The 15,705-nt window shown below is 48.8% G+C and carries 13 protein-coding genes; 8 read left to right on the plus strand and 5 right to left on the minus strand.

The window, feature by feature from the left end; genetic code table 11:
• Entirely contained in the window at nucleotides 1–789 is a 789-nt protein-coding gene (locus BZG78_RS05500) for an ATP-binding cassette domain-containing protein (RefSeq protein ID WP_077460853.1), read from the plus strand.
• 106 nt (nucleotides 790–895) lie between these two features.
• Here the strand turns inward: BZG78_RS05500 and BZG78_RS05505 are convergent, their stop codons facing one another.
• Nucleotides 896–4,639, minus strand: coding sequence for an EAL domain-containing protein (locus tag BZG78_RS05505; protein ID WP_077660605.1), 3,744 nt, complete (start codon nucleotides 4,637–4,639; stop codon nucleotides 896–898).
• 338 nt (nucleotides 4,640–4,977) lie between these two features.
• Here BZG78_RS05505 and BZG78_RS05510 point away from each other — a divergent pair, with 338 nt between their 5' ends.
• On the plus strand, nucleotides 4,978–6,573 hold the full coding sequence (locus BZG78_RS05510; protein WP_077660606.1) for a methyl-accepting chemotaxis protein: 1,596 nt from the start codon (nucleotides 4,978–4,980) through the stop codon (nucleotides 6,571–6,573).
• A gap of 16 nt (nucleotides 6,574–6,589) precedes the next feature.
• A complete protein-coding gene (locus BZG78_RS05515) occupies nucleotides 6,590–7,336 on the plus strand; it encodes an SDR family oxidoreductase (protein WP_021023766.1) in 747 nt (248 codons plus the stop codon).
• 92 nt (nucleotides 7,337–7,428) lie between these two features.
• Here BZG78_RS05515 and BZG78_RS05520 read toward each other — a convergent pair whose 3' ends face one another.
• Nucleotides 7,429–7,938, minus strand: coding sequence for an outer membrane beta-barrel protein (locus BZG78_RS05520; RefSeq protein ID WP_077660607.1), 510 nt, complete (start codon nucleotides 7,936–7,938; stop codon nucleotides 7,429–7,431).
• 221 nt (nucleotides 7,939–8,159) lie between these two features.
• On the opposite strand from BZG78_RS05520, the gene BZG78_RS05525 reads away from it, so the two are divergent.
• The 4 genes from BZG78_RS05525 (at nucleotide 8,160) to BZG78_RS05540 (ending at nucleotide 12,537) form a co-directional block, all read left to right on the plus strand.
• Entirely contained in the window at nucleotides 8,160–8,747 is a 588-nt protein-coding gene (locus BZG78_RS05525) for a nucleoside triphosphate pyrophosphohydrolase family protein (RefSeq protein ID WP_077460857.1), read from the plus strand.
• A 348-nt stretch (nucleotides 8,748–9,095) separates the two neighbouring features.
• Nucleotides 9,096–9,869 (plus strand): enoyl-ACP reductase FabI, encoded by a 774-nt coding sequence (fabI, locus tag BZG78_RS05530; protein WP_077660608.1) that lies wholly within the window; start codon nucleotides 9,096–9,098, stop codon nucleotides 9,867–9,869.
• A 43-nt stretch (nucleotides 9,870–9,912) separates the two neighbouring features.
• On the plus strand, nucleotides 9,913–11,334 hold the full coding sequence (locus BZG78_RS05535; RefSeq protein ID WP_077460859.1) for a bifunctional enoyl-CoA hydratase/phosphate acetyltransferase: 1,422 nt from the start codon (nucleotides 9,913–9,915) through the stop codon (nucleotides 11,332–11,334).
• Nucleotides 11,335–11,340: 6 nt separating this feature from the next.
• The gene (locus BZG78_RS05540; protein ID WP_242412987.1) at nucleotides 11,341–12,537 is read left to right on the plus strand and encodes an acetate/propionate family kinase; all 1,197 of its coding nucleotides are present in this window, start codon (nucleotides 11,341–11,343) and stop codon (nucleotides 12,535–12,537) included.
• 13 nt (nucleotides 12,538–12,550) lie between these two features.
• Here the strand turns inward: BZG78_RS05540 and BZG78_RS05545 are convergent, their stop codons facing one another.
• Nucleotides 12,551–13,315 (minus strand): transporter substrate-binding domain-containing protein, encoded by a 765-nt coding sequence (locus tag BZG78_RS05545; RefSeq protein WP_077660610.1) that lies wholly within the window; start codon nucleotides 13,313–13,315, stop codon nucleotides 12,551–12,553.
• 169 nt (nucleotides 13,316–13,484) lie between these two features.
• Between BZG78_RS05545 and BZG78_RS05550 the strand changes: the two genes are divergently transcribed.
• Complete coding sequence (locus tag BZG78_RS05550; protein ID WP_077660611.1) at nucleotides 13,485–14,174, plus strand: hypothetical protein; 690 nt, start codon at nucleotides 13,485–13,487, stop codon at nucleotides 14,172–14,174.
• 17 nt (nucleotides 14,175–14,191) lie between these two features.
• On the opposite strand, the gene BZG78_RS05555 is transcribed toward BZG78_RS05550, so the two are convergent.
• Entirely contained in the window at nucleotides 14,192–14,899 is a 708-nt protein-coding gene (locus BZG78_RS05555; protein ID WP_077660612.1) for an SDR family oxidoreductase, read from the minus strand.
• A gap of 34 nt (nucleotides 14,900–14,933) precedes the next feature.
• A complete protein-coding gene (fabG, locus tag BZG78_RS05560) occupies nucleotides 14,934–15,665 on the minus strand; it encodes a 3-oxoacyl-ACP reductase FabG (protein WP_077660613.1) in 732 nt (243 codons plus the stop codon).
• Nucleotides 15,666–15,705 lie beyond the last annotated feature (40 nt).

Raw genomic sequence — 15,705 nt, forward strand, 5'->3', positions numbered from 1 at the left:
ATGATTGAATTAATTGGATTGTCGAAAGCCTACGGGCAAACCCAGGTGGTAAATCAGGCCAGTGCGTTGTTCCCACCGGGTAAAGTGACCGCGATAATTGGTCCAAATGGTGCGGGGAAAAGTACGCTGCTCTCTATGGCGAGTCGACTCACTGATAGTGATGCAGGTGAAGTCTTGATTGGCGATAAACCGCTCAGTGAATGGAGCAATGAGGCATTAGCAAAAAGGCTGGCGGTGTTGCGGCAGGCGAATAATGTCAATATGCGCTTTCGTGTTCGTGAGCTCGTGGCATTTGGTCGTTTTCCCCACTCTAAAGGGCGACTGACTGCAGATGATGATACGGTGATTGATGAAGCGTTAGCTCAATTAGGATTAACGGAGTTACAAGACCGTTTTATTGATCAATTAAGTGGTGGCCAGCGGCAGATGGCATTCATCGCGATGGTGGTGGCACAAAACACCGATTATATCTTTCTCGATGAACCGCTCAATAATCTCGATATTCGTCACTCGGTGGCGATTATGAAGACGGTCAGAGACCTGGCACATCGATATAACAAGGCCGTGGTGGTCGTGATGCACGATATTAACTTTAGCGCTTGTTATGCGGACAATATGGTCGCGATGAAAGATGGTGAAGTGGTATCGAGCGGTCCCGTTGATGAGGTGGTGACCAAGCCAGTGATGGAGCGTATTTACGAGATTGAGTTTGAAGTTGAACAAATCAATGGTCAGCGTATTTGCCTCTATTATGGCGCGGCAACACCGGCGTTAGCTTTGGCACAGTAAACTGTATCCAGCCGCAAGAGCGGCTGGATACATCGTCACTAGTGTGATTTAGCGGTACTCGATGTCTTGAAATTTAAATCGCCTATCTTTTCGGCGTCTCGCAACCCTATTCAGCATCTTTTTGTTTGTTCGATACTTTGTTGGCAAGCAAGGTATCAAGTGGCGTGGGATAGTCGATTAAAAACCCTTGCACATAATGAATGCCGATCTCTTGTACGCGCGCGAGTTTTTCTTCATCAGACACCCACTCCGCGACAGTTTTATACCCCATGGTGTCACAGATACTGACGATAGATTCGAGGATCACTCGGTCAATGTCGTTTTCGTTATCGGTGAGGTTGGCAACGAACTGGCCATCCACTTTCACGACATCAACGTTAAAGAGTTTCAAGTAATGGAAAGAACATAGGCCGGCGCCAAAATCATCTAGTGCGATGTGAGCCCCATAGGCGCGTAACTCATCGATAAATGAAACGGCGGTATTTAAGTGGCTAATTAAGGCTGACTCTGTGATCTCGAAGCACAAGCGCTCAGCGGGAAAGACGGATGAGGCTAACAGGGCTTTCAAATGTGTTTGGAACTTGGGATCGCTGATTGAGTGCGCGGAGAGGTTGAGATTAAATTTAAGGCCAGAGTCGGCCAATTCTTGGGCACGAGTATTGAGCACATAGTTGGCCACCCAGGCATCAATGTCACGAATGTAACCAAAGGCCTCTGCGGCGGGGATAAATTGCCCCGGATTCATGATATTGCCATCCGTGTCAATCATCCGCACTAATAGCTCATACCAGTGTTCAATGGTTGGTCCTTTCGCGGGAGCGACTTGTTGACCATATAGGGTAAATCGATCCTCAGCCAATGCGCGGGTAATTTTTCCGACCATTTGCATATCGTTGTGGCGGCCTTGGGCGAAGCCTGATATATCGTTATAGTCGACGATTTGTCCACGGCCCGCTGACTTCGCTTCATACATGGCAACGTCAGCGCGGCTCATTAAGTCGGACAGAGTTAAGGCGTCATCACCGATATTGACTAAGCCGACACTGGCACTGATGGCGAAAATCCGCTCTTCATAAGAAAAAGAGAGATTCTCGAGGCGACTGATTAAATCGGCAATTGTCTGTTTGGCATCCCGCATATTGCAGTGTGTGAGGAGGACTGCAAATTCGTCGCCGCCGAGTCGTGCAACGGTGTCATCACTGCGAATGTTATCAGCCAATGCTTGAGACACTTGGCAGAGAACATCGTCGCCCGCATGGTGGCCGACAGAATCGTTGATGATTTTGAACAGGTCGAGATCGACAAAGGCAAGTACCGACGGGGTATCGTCATGGTGTTGTGTAAGGTGCCTTTCCATGATGGTTTCAAAGGCCCGGCGGTTCGGTAAATGTGTCAGTGGATCGTGGTTAGCGTTGTAGTCGAGTTGCGCCATTAACGCATGTTCTTCAGACACATCACGTAAAATATACACATAGCCTTGATGACTGGTTAACGGCGATACTGCCACGGAGACATAGACGCGCTCCCCATTGGCTAACACAAGCTGGTAGGCATCTTTTATCTGTGTTTCAAAAAAGGTCGCGGTTTGATTGTTATGTAAACTCGAAAGCAACACGCGCTGTTGTTGACGATACAGTTGGAAAATGTCGTCGATGGTTTGTCCAAGGGGCCGATCCTCACCATTGAGAGTCAGTCGCTGCGCCGTATGGTTGAGATAGGCTAAATGACCTTGGTCGTCGGTGGTGATTACGGCATCGTTGATGGAATTCATCACTACGTTTAATTGTTCGCGCTCCTGGGCAAGGGTTTGGTTGAGTTCATTTATTTCAGTATTGTCCCAGTTGGCGCCAATCAATCGTATGGTATTGCCGCTCTCATCGATTTGTACACTGGCAAGGGCACGCAGGTAACGCGTTCGACCGTGAGTATCGAGAATCCGGAATTGAGTATCGATACGTTGTTGATATTTGAGGGCTTTGCCGAGTATACGCTTGACCCTATCGGCATCATCTGGATGGAGGCGATGTTGCCAAGTGGCCAATGTTTCTTTACCGTCAGAGACGGGTATATCGTAGAGCGCATACATCTGCGCATCCCATTCGAGCGTGTCGTCTGCGACGTTGTACTCCCAAATACCAATGTTAGCCGCTTTGGTCGCGGCTTCAAGGCGGCGGCGTAAGGTATCGGTTTGTTGGTTGGTTAAGTGCTGTTTGGTGACATCGATTACCGTACTTAGCACGGTTTCTGTCTCTTCACCGGTTTGTCGCGCCGACGCTTGCCGTAGATATCGGTAATCTCCCTGATCATTTTGAAAGCGAAATACTTCGATCATACGATCAGTTCGCCCTTCAACCAGCAGGCGCATGGCTTGCTCCCAGCCGTGTAAATCGTCTGGATGGATTCGGGCGATCCAGGCTTGGTAGGTTTGGATGCTTTTTGCACTGATCCCCAATAGTGGCGCCGACCAACCTGAAAACAGAATAACGCCAGTATGAATATTCAATTCAAATACGGCGAGTTTGTTGATATCTAAAGCAAAACGCCAACGTTCTAGCCAGCGTTTTTGCTCTCTCTGTGCCGCTTTCAGTGCATTAATGTCTTCGACTTGACTGATGAGATGCGTCACATGGCCGGCATGTTTGTCACGGACCGCAGTGACAGAGAGCCTTCCCCATACTTGCTCCCCATCCGCGCGCAGGAAGCGCTTCTCCAGCCGTTTATTATCGGTATGACCCATGATCAGTTCATTAAAATAGTCTTTTAATGCCGCTTGATCTTGCTCGCGGGTAAAAATAGAAACATGGGAGCCAAGCAATACACGCGGTTCACAGGCAAAAAACTGGGCAAGGCTCGCGTTAGCGTCTTGAACGATGCCGCGAGGGTCGAGTATGGCCATACCAATAAGGGAGTTATGCATCGCTTGGGTTAATAACGCATGTTGCTCCAGATGATGCTTTTGATGACGTCGATAGCTATATGCGAATTGTGTCATTATCACCCCGACCATCATGGCGGCACCAGCCATCGCCATGCGAGACAGTGAGGCTTTTTGATCCGCTTCTACTTGAAATGTCAGTGCACCGAGGGCGGATAAAATGTCAAAGCTTAGTAATGTTAACGCGATACAGCCTAAGCCAATCAGGCGATTTTGCAGTGTTGCCGCCAACAAAAACAGCGCTGTTAGCGCCAAAAACGGGTGAGGTGAAAGATATAACAACAGGCTGATTGCACTGAGCGCGGCCAAGCACAGGGCTATCAAGGCGATCCAAAACGTGCTCGATTTCGCAAGTCGATCATTAGGTCGTTCGCTGAGGTTCTCTTTGATGACTAACAAGAGAGGAAATAGGGCGACAAAACCGACAAACTCGCTAATAAACCACCGCAGTAGCAAGTAATCGAACGGTTGATGGGTTCCTATTGACTGAACACTGGCACCGAGTGTCGCACCAAATAGAGGGCTGATGATAAGCGTGGGCGCCAAACCTCGAATAAAGGGCCACATACTCTCGAACGGGTTACCGTAACGTTTGCGCATTAATCGGTAAATGGTGCAACCTAATCCGGCGGTTGCAGTGTTGACAGCCGCCATGCTGGCACTGAGTGAAGCAGGAATCCCCATCATGGTATCGGCATAAAAAACGCCGGTGAAAAAGCCTGCGGCTGCAACAAGCCTCACGTAGCCTGAAAAGCAGCTAAACCCGAATGCGCCGGCAGCCGATACGTACCAAATCACGGCGAATTGTTCGCTTTCTGGCAGCACCGCTAATGAGAACCATACCAGCGAAAAGCTCATCGTGACTAAAATAAAAAAGGCCTGAATCGATTGGCGAATTCGTCGATGGGGGATCATGGTTCTCTCATTAATAACAATAATCTAGGGAGAGCTTAGCGCATTTTGCGTGGGATTTAATCACGTTTGTGGTAATTATCATACAAAGACACTCTCGATGTTTATGAGTCGCATTTATTTTTGTATCGCAACTGCGTCGCAACAGTTAATCCCCAAGATGTTAGACATACGGCTTTAGTCTAAATTTGATCGTGTTCACCGCGATGATCCAAAAAATATGGCATCTGTAATGGACCAAGGCTGAAAGTCTCTCGGTATTAGCAGGTGTCTGTAACCGTTAGGTTTTTAGCGTACTGAGTGTGCTAATCCGTTCCAAAGATAAGGATTATAGGTGGAAAATGACAAGGATCGTAGTGGATAACAAAATGGGATTTTGGGTTGCATTTGGCGTCGTTTGTGCGCTGTCTATATTTGGAGGATGGGTTGTAGTATCGGCGCAATTTACATGGGTTGTGTTGATATTGGCCTGTCAAGCTGTGGGCATAGGTCTTGCCGTAAAGCTCTATCTGTTCCCAAGACACGAGCAAGAATCTGCAGTTGAAAACGCTACACTAGACATTCCTACTGAAACCGTTGGACGATTAGCAACGCGTGCCACAATGAACGCGATGACGGCCGCAGAAGTCTCGCATCGCTCTGACATTTTAACGGCTCGTTTGACAGAGCAGTTTTCTGCGGTGGTAGAGATTACCGATAAAGCGCAACATATTGAGCAAACTCTTTCGCGTGCTTGCCAAGTCGAGACTGAATCGGTTGAGCAAGTGACTCGTATGCGGGATCTTAGTCAGCAGGGTGTAAATGAACTGACCGCATCCATTGCTGAGATGCGAGATATTAACCAAAAAACCGCCGAAACGGTTGCGCGAATTGAAGCTCTGGACGCCAACGTCAATAAAGTCAGTGCCGTCGCACAAGTTATTGATGATATCGCCGAACAAACAAACTTGCTGGCATTAAATGCCGCAATAGAAGCCGCTCGAGCTGGTGAGCAGGGGCGTGGTTTTGCGGTGGTGGCTGATGAAGTACGACAGCTTGCGCAGCGGACTTCACAGAGCACAAGTGAAGTCGCGACAATCATAAAACACATTATGGCAGAGTCGAGTAATGTGATGGCACATATTCAAGCCTTGTCATCCGATGTCGAGTCAGGCACTGAAAATGTTGAGCGTGTCGGGCACATTTTAACCGAGCTTTCTTCGGGAGCCGATCAGGTTGAAGAAGCGGTAAAAGAGATAGCCCATGGGTCATCACAGAATAGCGCCAGTTTAGAGCAAATTGCATCCGCGCTGGTACAGGTCCGATCTGGACTTGAAATCAGTGATGAGCAAGTCACGGTCTTGAGTAAAGAAGCCGAGGGATTAATGGATACCGCAGAAAAAACCAATGCGGTTTTTGCTGAGCTCTCCGATGCTAGCCCTCATCAGCGTTTTTTCAAAGCGGCGAGTGTATGTCGAGATCGGATTGAAGCGGCTTTTGAACGGGCCCTTGCGAAGGGCGAGATTAGTCCTTCCGATTTGTTTGACCGCCACTATCAACCCATTGCCAATACGCATCCACAAAAATACACCACCCGTTTCGATACGTTTTGTGATCGATTATTACCGCCGATTCAAGAGCCTATTTTGGACATCGATGACAATATTGTTTACGTGATAGCCAATGACACGAACGGTTATGTTCCCACGCATAATCAACGTTTTTGTCAGCCATTAACCGGTGATTATGCGCAAGATATCACCGGTAACCGGACTAAACGCTTATTTGATGACCGTACAGGTAGGCGTTGTGGGCAACATACTGATACCATGCTGCTGCAAACCTATAAGCGCGATACCGGTGAAGTCATGCATGATCTTTCTGTCCCGCTCTTTGTTGCAGGTAAACATTGGGGCGCAGTGAGAATGGGATACTACCCACCGGTATCAGCAGAATGAGCGAAAAGGAGTAGCAATGAATCCAGTTGCGATTGTAACCGGGGCAAGTGGCGGCATTGGCCGCGAGACGGCGAAGTTATTGGCACAGCGTGGTTATGCCATTTGCATCAACTATTTGAGCAACAGTGAATCTGCTTTTGCGCTTGTTGATGAACTTCAAGCGATTGGAGTAAACGCGATCGCCGTTCAGGCCGATGTGTCGAGTGAAGAAGGTGTCAAGCGGTTGTTCAGTGAAGCGGATAACCGCTTAGGGAATATCACCGCATTGGTGAATAATGCCGGTATCATGTTGCCGCAATCGTCTGTCAGCGGTATGGATGCGGAGCGGATCAACGCGATGTTTCAAGCCAATGTTACCAGTGCCTTTTTGTGCTGCCGAGAGGCGGTGCATCGCATGGCGCAATCTCGTGGTGGTAACGGCGGCGCTATCGTTAATGTTTCCTCCGCAGCGGTTAAAACCGGATCACCCAATGAATACGTTGATTATGCCGCGACCAAAGCCGCATTAGACACACTGACTATGGGGCTAGCGAAAGAAGTGGGCCGTGAAGGGATTCGTGTCAACGCAGTGCGCCCAGGTCCAATTGATACCAATATGCATGCGGCAGGAGGAGAGCCTGATCGTGTCGCGCGTGTGGCTGATAATATCCCGCTTGGTCGTGGGGGGTCGACGCTGGAAGTAGCAGAAATGATTGCTTGGCTGCTGTCAGATAATGCATCTTATTCGACGGGTAGTTTATTTGATGTTGCTGGTGGCATGTAGTCTGCCGTATTTCGATGATATCACCGCGCGTTATGTCGCGCGGTGGTAATCTATATCGTAACGACCGTTGTTTGGCACCCTGCTATGAGCGGTTAAAAGCCGATACTGGTACCGACACTCACGGAGCTCGTTTCGGCATCGCCGCGATCGGCATAGGTGAGCTCAAAGTTCATTTTAGGTCCGACGGTCGGTTGTAACTCAAAGCCAACTGTTCCGCTGGCGCCCCAACCGATGTCTTTATCCGTCCCAAATTCGGTTTGATAGTAGTTTCCCCCACCACGCAGGTAGACACTGCCGATCGTCATAGGGAAGTTAACTTGTACGCCAACGGGAATATAGGTGGACGTCAACGTTGTTTCTGTACCATTGGCGTTATCAAAGTCGGCACTGGTTTCACCATACCCTGAATACAGGCTGGTATAATCGGTCAGCCGCCACGTGCCATTCACTTCCCAGGTGTGACCTGTCTCTGTTTGAGATCCGTATTTAACATCGGTAACACTGGCGCTAGCGCCGACACTGAGTGGCGAGGTTTGGGCCTGTGCTGCTGTGGCGAGTAACATGCCCGCACAAAGCGTAGCAAGCGATAAGCGTTTGGTCATAATAACAATCCTTTTGGCCGAGAATTCGCCTGACGTGTTTTCTCATTATAAAACGGTAACGGCGAGTAGACACCAAGCTTGAGTAATATTTGCGCTGTAGCGCTAGGTCATATTAAAGAATCTGCGCAATTGATTTTAACTCCCCGCCAGCAGTGCTATTGTATTGCCCCTTGTGTACCAGCATGACGCCATGCGTGTTTGTTTCTCAAAGGGCTTTAAACATGAAATTTGCAGTTCTCGATCAAGCGATTTACGACCACCTTTACCGTGATATTGAAGCCTTTCGAATCACGTTTGACTTGCCTTGTAACGATCCAACCTCATTAGACGACAAAGCAGATGATCTTCATACGGCATTGGCGGTTGAGGAGATGACCGAACTGGCTGAGGCTGACTCACTGGTTGAACAAGTTGATGCTATCGTCGACAGTGTTTATGTCCTCATGGGACGTGCCGTACAGATGGGGTCGCGCGGGTATCGTGATCAACTTGAAGTCAGTTATATGATTGATATTTTATTGCAAATTGCTAATCGACTCGGGATCGATTTCATAACCTGTTGGGACGAAGTGCATAGCAGTAATATGAGTAAAGTTTGCCGCGATGCGCAGGCGTTCGCGGACACCCAAGCCTACTATGAGAAAAAAGGCATTGAGGTTGTGGCAAGCCCTAAAGATGACGGGATTATTGCCAAATGCGCAACAGATGTGACGGTTGACGGTAAATTGATTCGTCAAGGTAAGGTCATGAAGTCCGTGTACTATCGCCCAGCAGATCTTGCAAAATGTGTAATGGCCGAATTGGCTTAAATTTACGCGATATACGCTAGCATAACGCCGCTTTTTCTATAAAAAGCGGCGTTTTTTCGTCATGGGCTCAGAGCTCATTTATCACACGCCTACGTAAATTGAGTAAAAGCTCTCCATTGAGCCTATTGTGCAGGCTTGTCATTAAAGTTTTGCAAAAGTGTCTTGTTTTCTTACAAAGATTGCTTCTCATTTCATTTATAATTTTGCCTTTAGTCCTGATTTGGGTCTAAGTTAAAAGCTTGTGAGTCCTCTAAAATAGGCAGCACATTTTTTAGTGTAACTGCTCTATGTGTTGAACGCCTCACGTGGAGCGGCTCACGCTTTCGTTATAAATCTAGGGAGAACATCGTGGAACATCCTTTCTCACTTGAAGGTAAAGTCGGCATTGTGGCGGGCCTGGCGAATGAAAATAGCATTGCCTTTGGCTGCGCCCAAGCGTTACACCAAGCAGGCGCAGACGTACTGGTGACGTATGGGTCACCTAAGGCAGAGCGCTTTGTCACCCCCCTGAAGCCGTCAATGGGGGATCCTGAAATGATGTTGTGTGATGTGCAAGATGACCACCAATTGGATGCGCTATTTGCGCGTGCCAAAGAAAAATGGGGGCGGATTGATTTTGTTGTTCACTCGATCGCGTTTGCGCCGTTAGATGATTTACACGGTCGGGTGGTGGATTGCTCTCGAGAAGGCTTTTCGCTCGCGATGGATATTTCCTGCCATTCGTTCATTCGCATGGCTAAGCGGGCAGAGCCTCTTATGTCAGCTGGGGGCACATTATTTAACATGTCGTACTATGGCGCAGAAAAAGCCGTGGATAATTACAACTTGATGGGACCGGTTAAAGCCGCGCTCGAATCGACCACGCGCTATCTCGCCGCTGAACTTGGGCCGCAAGGTATCCGTGTTCATGCCATTTCTCCAGGCCCAATTCGTACGCGTGCCGCCTCTGGATTAAAAGAATTTGAAGCGTTGGCGGTAGACGGTGAAACGCGATCGCCGCTACGTCGACTGGCAACGGTACAGGATGTGGGGAATGCGGTTGTTTACCTTACCGCTGATGCAGGGCGTGTACTGACAGGGCTAACGCACTACGTCGACGCCGGTCATCATCTTCGTTTTTAAATCAGTGTATTTTTCGACGTTATAGACGATTAAGGAGCTTACTATGACAGGGACACATAACGAGGAGGTCATCGAGAATAAGACGTACGATGAAATTTCAATCGGTGATGAGGCGTTTTTAGAAAAACGTTTAACCATGGAGGACATTAAGCTTTTTGCGATAATGTCCGGTGATGTCAATCCTGCTCATGTGGATGATGACTTTGCCAAAAGCAGCCGTTTCCAAGAGATTATTGCCCATGGCATGTGGGGCGGCGCATTGATATCAACGGTGCTCGGTACCAAGTTACCCGGGCCTGGGACGGTTTATTTAGGCCAAACGTTAGCCTTTAAAGCACCGGTCATGCTTGGCGACGTACTTCGAGTAATCGTACGCGTCGACCAAATGGACGATAAACGCCATCATATTGTGTTTGCCTGTCGCTGCGAAAATCAACGCGGCGATACCGTCATCGAAGGCGAAGCACGCGTATTAGCCCCCACTAAAAAAGTAAGCCGTCAACGGACAGTCATGCCAGAAGTGCGCTTGTCTGAGCGCGGGCAGTTACACGCGATTCTTACCGCAGCGGATCATCCTGATCCCATGCATACGGCGGTTGTCCACCCCGTTGATGACAGTTCTATTCGTGGCGCGGTTGCGTCGGCAAAACAGCAACTAATCATTCCAACGCTGGTGGGGCCAAGAGATAAAATTCTCGCCGCTGCAGACACCGCCGAAGTGGATATTCAGGACTTCGAAATTGTCGATACTCCGCATAGTCACGCGGCTGCAGAGCGCGCCGTGCAAATGGCACGAGCGGGTCAAATTGAAGCATTAATGAAAGGCGCGTTGCATACTGACGAACTGTTGCACGAGGTTGTCAAACGTGAGGGAGGATTGCGTACTGAACGTTGTTTAAGCCATGTAATGGCATTCGATGTTCCGACCTATCCAAGACCGTTATTTATTACCGATGCTGCGATCAATATTTACCCAGGGCTCGCGCAAAAGCGCGATATCATTCAAAACGCGATTGAGCTGGCGCATGCGATCGGGAACGCCCATCCGCGAGTGGCCATATTGTCAGCCGTTGAAACGATTAATCCGAAGTTGAATGCGACGATTGATGCTGCCGCGCTGTGCAAAATGGCTGAACGTGGTCAGATCACGGGTGGGGTCCTTGATGGCCCACTGGCTTTTGATAGTGCCGTTTCTGAGGACTCGCGTGCAACAAAAGGTATTGAGTCGCCAGTGGCAGGGCGTGCTGATATCTTGATGGCTCCCGACCTAGAAGCGGCCAATATGCTGATGAAACAACTCAGCTATCTTGCCGATGCCAAAGGCGCCGGTGTCGTGGTGGGCGCAAGAGTGCCCATTATGTTAACCAGTCGAGCCGATGACGCTTTAACGCGGATAGCGTCAAGCGCGCTAGCGTTATTGCTGGCGGACTATCAACGAAAATCGCTCGATAAGTCGCGTGTCTAGTGGATGATGAAAAATATACTCGTAATCAACAGTGGTTCGTCGAGCCTAAAGTTTGCGTTGTTCGACGCTGGCGCAATGTCTAATTCTGACAACACGGATCAGCAAGTGTGTGTATTTCGGGGGCAGTTCTCTGGACTAGGGACAGAACGAACCGCGGTGATCATGCATGCCGGGAATCATGCCTATGCCACTGCTCCGGCTGAGGCCAACGATCATCAGGCGGCTATTATGTCGTTACTCGATTGGTTAGGGCAGCATAATGTGCTCGAACGCCTCATTGCGGTCGGACATCGTGTGGTTCATGGGGGGATGCACTATGATTGCGCCACCCGCCTGGACCCGGATAAAGTGACGCTACTGGACGCATTGACGTCTTTGGCGCCATTGCATCAACCTTATAGCCTCGCACCCATTCGAGCGCTAGACGAGCGATTGCCAGGTACGCCTCAAATTGCCTGCTTCGATACCGCCTTTCATGCGAAGCAGCCTTTAGAGGCTCGCCAATTTGCGTTGCCTTATGCGATGTACGATCGCGGCTTTCAACGGTACGGTTTTCATGGGCTTTCCTATGATTATATTTGCCGTTGCTTACCTTCCATGATTCCTAATTATGATCCCCAAGCACGTGTGATTGTGGCCCACTTGGGTAACGGTGCCAGCTTATGTGCGATCCAAGCAGGACAGAGTATTGCATCGACCATGGGGTTTACAGCGCTAGAAGGGTTACCCATGGGGACGCGCTGTGGCGCAATTGATGCCGGATTGGTTTTACACCTCATCGGTGAAGAAGGAATGACGGTCGCTGAGGTAAGCAAACTCCTTTACAAGGAGTCTGGCCTGTTAGGCTTGTCTGGGATCAGCAGTGATATGCAAACATTGTTACGTAGTGATAAACCCAGAGCCCAGCAGGCGATCGACCATTATTGTTATCGTATCGCTCGAGAGATCGGGAGTTTGACTGCCGCCTTGGGAGGACTCGATCATTTGGTGTTTACGGCGGGTGTTGGCGAGCATGCAGCACCCGTACGAGACAGTGTCGTGCGCCAATGTGGTTGGCTTGGCATCAGGTTAGATGCATCGGCGAATCAACTGAACCAAATCTGTATCTCAGCCGCTGGCAGTGAGGTGGGCGTTTGGGTGATCCCGACCGATGAAGAACGCGTGATCGCGATGGATTGCGTAGCGATGATCGATATGGAATAACCACGAACAATCGTTAGTCAGTGCGAGTAGCTTTGCGGCTATGGTTATCTATAATCTCTGTTATCTCTCCCGATGCGACCAGTTGTTTCAGCGCATCGGTAAGCTGTTTTTTTAAATGTGAATTTGATGACGTTTTGCTTAGGACAATGTAACTTTCAAGGGCTTCGGAGTAGGTCAAAGGCTGCTTTTCAAGCACATCGTTTTGATCGAACTTCGCCACCATGTAGTCAATTTGATGACTTTCGCCAATCACCACACTTGCACGTTGATTGATTAATTGTTTAATCGCAAAGTCTATTTGACTAACAGGGCGTTTAGTAATATTCGAGTCGTTATCAAAATCGGATGTAAAGCTGGCGCCTCGTTCGAGTGACACTGAGTATGAGTACAAATCAGATTGATGTTTAATCGATATCATACTGCCTTTGTGAGTATAGAAAGCGTATATGAGATTGGTTCGATAAGGCGGCGAAAGATAATAAAGATAGCGCTCTCTAGAGGCTCGCTTCAGTACATTTGTCGCGATATCTGCTTTACCCGTTTCTAACAAACGCAGACATCGTTTCCATGCACATTGAACGGTTTCTACATCAACAGCGATCTTGTTCGCTAGAGCATTAACCACATCAACATCAATGCCTTGGTAGGGATACTCACTGGTATCACTCCATGGTGGCCAATGCGGTATTGCATATATAATGGTTTTATTTTCAGTGGCATAAGTGCATGCACTAAATGCGATGGTGATAAAAAATGCATGAATGAGACAGCGTCGCATAAGGCTCTTCCGAGTGACCACTTTTGAAGAGTTTAGCAGGGGCTACAGAGACTGCGATTCTGATTGTTCGTAAAAAATGTGATATTCCATACAAAGTTATCTCTTTCAGTCCACGACTGGGCGTGAAATGCGTATCCTTAGCACCGACAAAGGATGTAAGGATAACACTATGATGCGCGGGTTTTGGGTGGGGTTATTGATACTCAGCCTAACAGGATGTGCACAAAAGCTGGGACGGCCGTTTGATATAAAAAATCTTGCGAAATCAGATATGGATTTGATTACCGATATTCATATCGCCGAAATTCGTCAGATCACCGAACGACTATTGATCAAGCTCTATAAACGTAATCCCAGAGAGCTAAAAAAAGTGCCCGGAATGACTATCGACCAACGCGTTCACCAGCTAATGGCGGAGCAGCGTCCCCAGAATGGATTCCGTGAGCTGGGTGGAATGGACGGCATTGCATTGTTGCCGCTGGCATTTTCTACTGAGTTCGAGGGTGATCGTGTATTCGCACTGATGGCCGGTGTCACTGGGATGATAAGCGCTAGCTATAATCACCAGACTGAGTTCTTCTTACTCGATGATATTGATCAGCAAAAGCTTTACAACTGTGCACGTAACCTTGAAAAAATTGCGTGGCTGTTAAATAACCGTCGTGATGATCAAGGTCATTTGCTGCTGCTCAGTAACGGCATGAATGCAAATGGTGTCCCCAATTATAGTTATGAGCGCTTACTGAGTCAGATGATCTTGATCCAAGATATGATGGCACTGATGGTGGCGGACAGTACCAATCGTAATATCAATCAAGTGGTACACAGTATGGCCTCTATGACCTTTTTCCCGATTTGAACGCCACCGCTACCGGCCTACCACGCAATGGTGTTGCCTTGATAATCTAAAAAGTGTCCGCTTTGGCTGTCGGTGAGTGTATCGAGAACTTGCTTGAGCCCTTGCGCCGAGATGTCGGCGGTAATCAGCGCATTAGGACCGCCCATTTGGGTTTGTACCCAGCCAGGGTGTAGGGCGACGGTGCGAATCCCTTTTGGTCGTAAATCAATTGATAAGCTTTTGACGACTGCGTTTAGAGCGGCTTTGGAGCTTCTGTAGATATAACCCCCTCCTGATTGATTATCGCTCATACTCCCCACCTTTGATGAGATGAAGGCGAAAATAGGAGTATGTCCGCTATTGTTGGCAAGCGTGAGATGTGGGATAAACGACTCAGCCATGACTAGTGGCGCAATGGTATTGACCGCTAACACCTCTCGCCACGCCTCTGTGTCCGTTTCTCCTAGCTGATAGCCTTTGGGACCATATTGACCGGCATTATTGATCAGTAAGTGAATGGGCGTGTCACTGAGGTTTGATGCAAGTTGTTGCACTGCGGCGTGGTCTGTCACGTCCAACGCCTGTGTTGTCAGTGAGGCATAGTGATTTTTTAGCGTCATTAAATGCGGCGCGGAACCCGGAAAGCGGCAACAAGCAATAACACGCCAGCCATGTTCAAGATACCGCTCGGTAAGGGCTAAGCCGATTCCGCGATTCGCGCCAGTGATAAGAAGTGTCGGGGTCATAAAACGCTCAATGTTGTGGATGGATATCACGTCATTATATGACTAATCCACCATCAACTTTAAGTGTTTGACCTGTGATAAAGCTCGCGTTGTCGCTGGCAAGAAAACTGATCGCATTCGCGATGTCTTGTGCGGTACCCATTCGCCCGAGTGGTGTCTTCCCTTTCATCATGTCGATGACTTTATCTGGTAAGTTGGCGGTCATAGGCGTTTCGATAAATCCAGGTGCGACACAGTTGGCGCGAATTTGTGCGCCATGACGAGCGAGCTCTTTTGACCAGGTTTTTGTCATTGCGATGACACCTCCTTTTGATGCGGCATAGTTGGTTTGGCCAATATTGCCATCGGTACCGACCACTGACGATAAACTGACAATCGCGCCATGCTCTTGAGCGCGCATCAGCGGTGTTATCGCCTGTGTCATGGTAAATACCCCTTTAAGATTCACATCAATGACAGCATCCCAATCCTCTTCGCTCATTTTGGTTAGCAAATTATCACGCGTGATCCCTGCGTTGTTAACGAGCACATCGATGACTGCGTTGTGTTGGTGCAGCGTCTGCACCCAGCTGGCGACAGCGTCTCTGTGGCAGACATCGAGCGCCACGGGTTTTATTACGGCATGGTTTTGCCAGTCTTGCATGTTATCTACAGTCCGGTCTAGCGCGTAAACGGTGTGTGCTCCCTGTTCGACAAATGTCTCGACGATGGAACGGCCAATACCTTGAGCGGCTCCCGTAATGACACAGTGTTTACCGGTCAGCATAGTTTTTCTCCTTGTTGTATTGATCAATAGGTTCTTGGGC

The organism is Salinivibrio sp. MA351 (assembly GCF_001996065.1).
GTDB classification, from domain to species: Bacteria; Pseudomonadota; Gammaproteobacteria; order Enterobacterales; family Vibrionaceae; genus Salinivibrio; species Salinivibrio costicola.

Bases quoted from the DNA above. Each gene is read 5' to 3' on its own strand.
- BZG78_RS05500 (WP_077460853.1), top strand. From the start codon at position 1: ATGATTGAATTAATTGGATTGTCGAAAGCCTACGGGCAAACCCAGGTG.
- BZG78_RS05555 (WP_077660612.1), bottom strand. From the start codon at position 14,899: ATGACCCCGACACTTCTTATCACTGGCGCGAATCGCGGAATCGGCTTA.
- BZG78_RS05550 (WP_077660611.1), top strand. From the start codon at position 13,485: ATGATGCGCGGGTTTTGGGTGGGGTTATTGATACTCAGCCTAACAGGA.
- BZG78_RS05510 (WP_077660606.1), top strand. From the start codon at position 4,978: ATGACAAGGATCGTAGTGGATAACAAAATGGGATTTTGGGTTGCATTT.
- BZG78_RS05505 (WP_077660605.1), bottom strand. From the start codon at position 4,639: ATGATCCCCCATCGACGAATTCGCCAATCGATTCAGGCCTTTTTTATT.
- BZG78_RS05545 (WP_077660610.1), bottom strand. From the start codon at position 13,315: ATGCGACGCTGTCTCATTCATGCATTTTTTATCACCATCGCATTTAGT.
- fabG (WP_077660613.1), bottom strand. From the start codon at position 15,665: ATGCTGACCGGTAAACACTGTGTCATTACGGGAGCCGCTCAAGGTATT.
- BZG78_RS05535 (WP_077460859.1), top strand. From the start codon at position 9,913: ATGACAGGGACACATAACGAGGAGGTCATCGAGAATAAGACGTACGAT.
- BZG78_RS05525 (WP_077460857.1), top strand. From the start codon at position 8,160: ATGAAATTTGCAGTTCTCGATCAAGCGATTTACGACCACCTTTACCGT.
- BZG78_RS05520 (WP_077660607.1), bottom strand. From the start codon at position 7,938: ATGACCAAACGCTTATCGCTTGCTACGCTTTGTGCGGGCATGTTACTC.
- BZG78_RS05540 (WP_242412987.1), top strand. From the start codon at position 11,341: ATGAAAAATATACTCGTAATCAACAGTGGTTCGTCGAGCCTAAAGTTT.
- BZG78_RS05515 (WP_021023766.1), top strand. From the start codon at position 6,590: ATGAATCCAGTTGCGATTGTAACCGGGGCAAGTGGCGGCATTGGCCGC.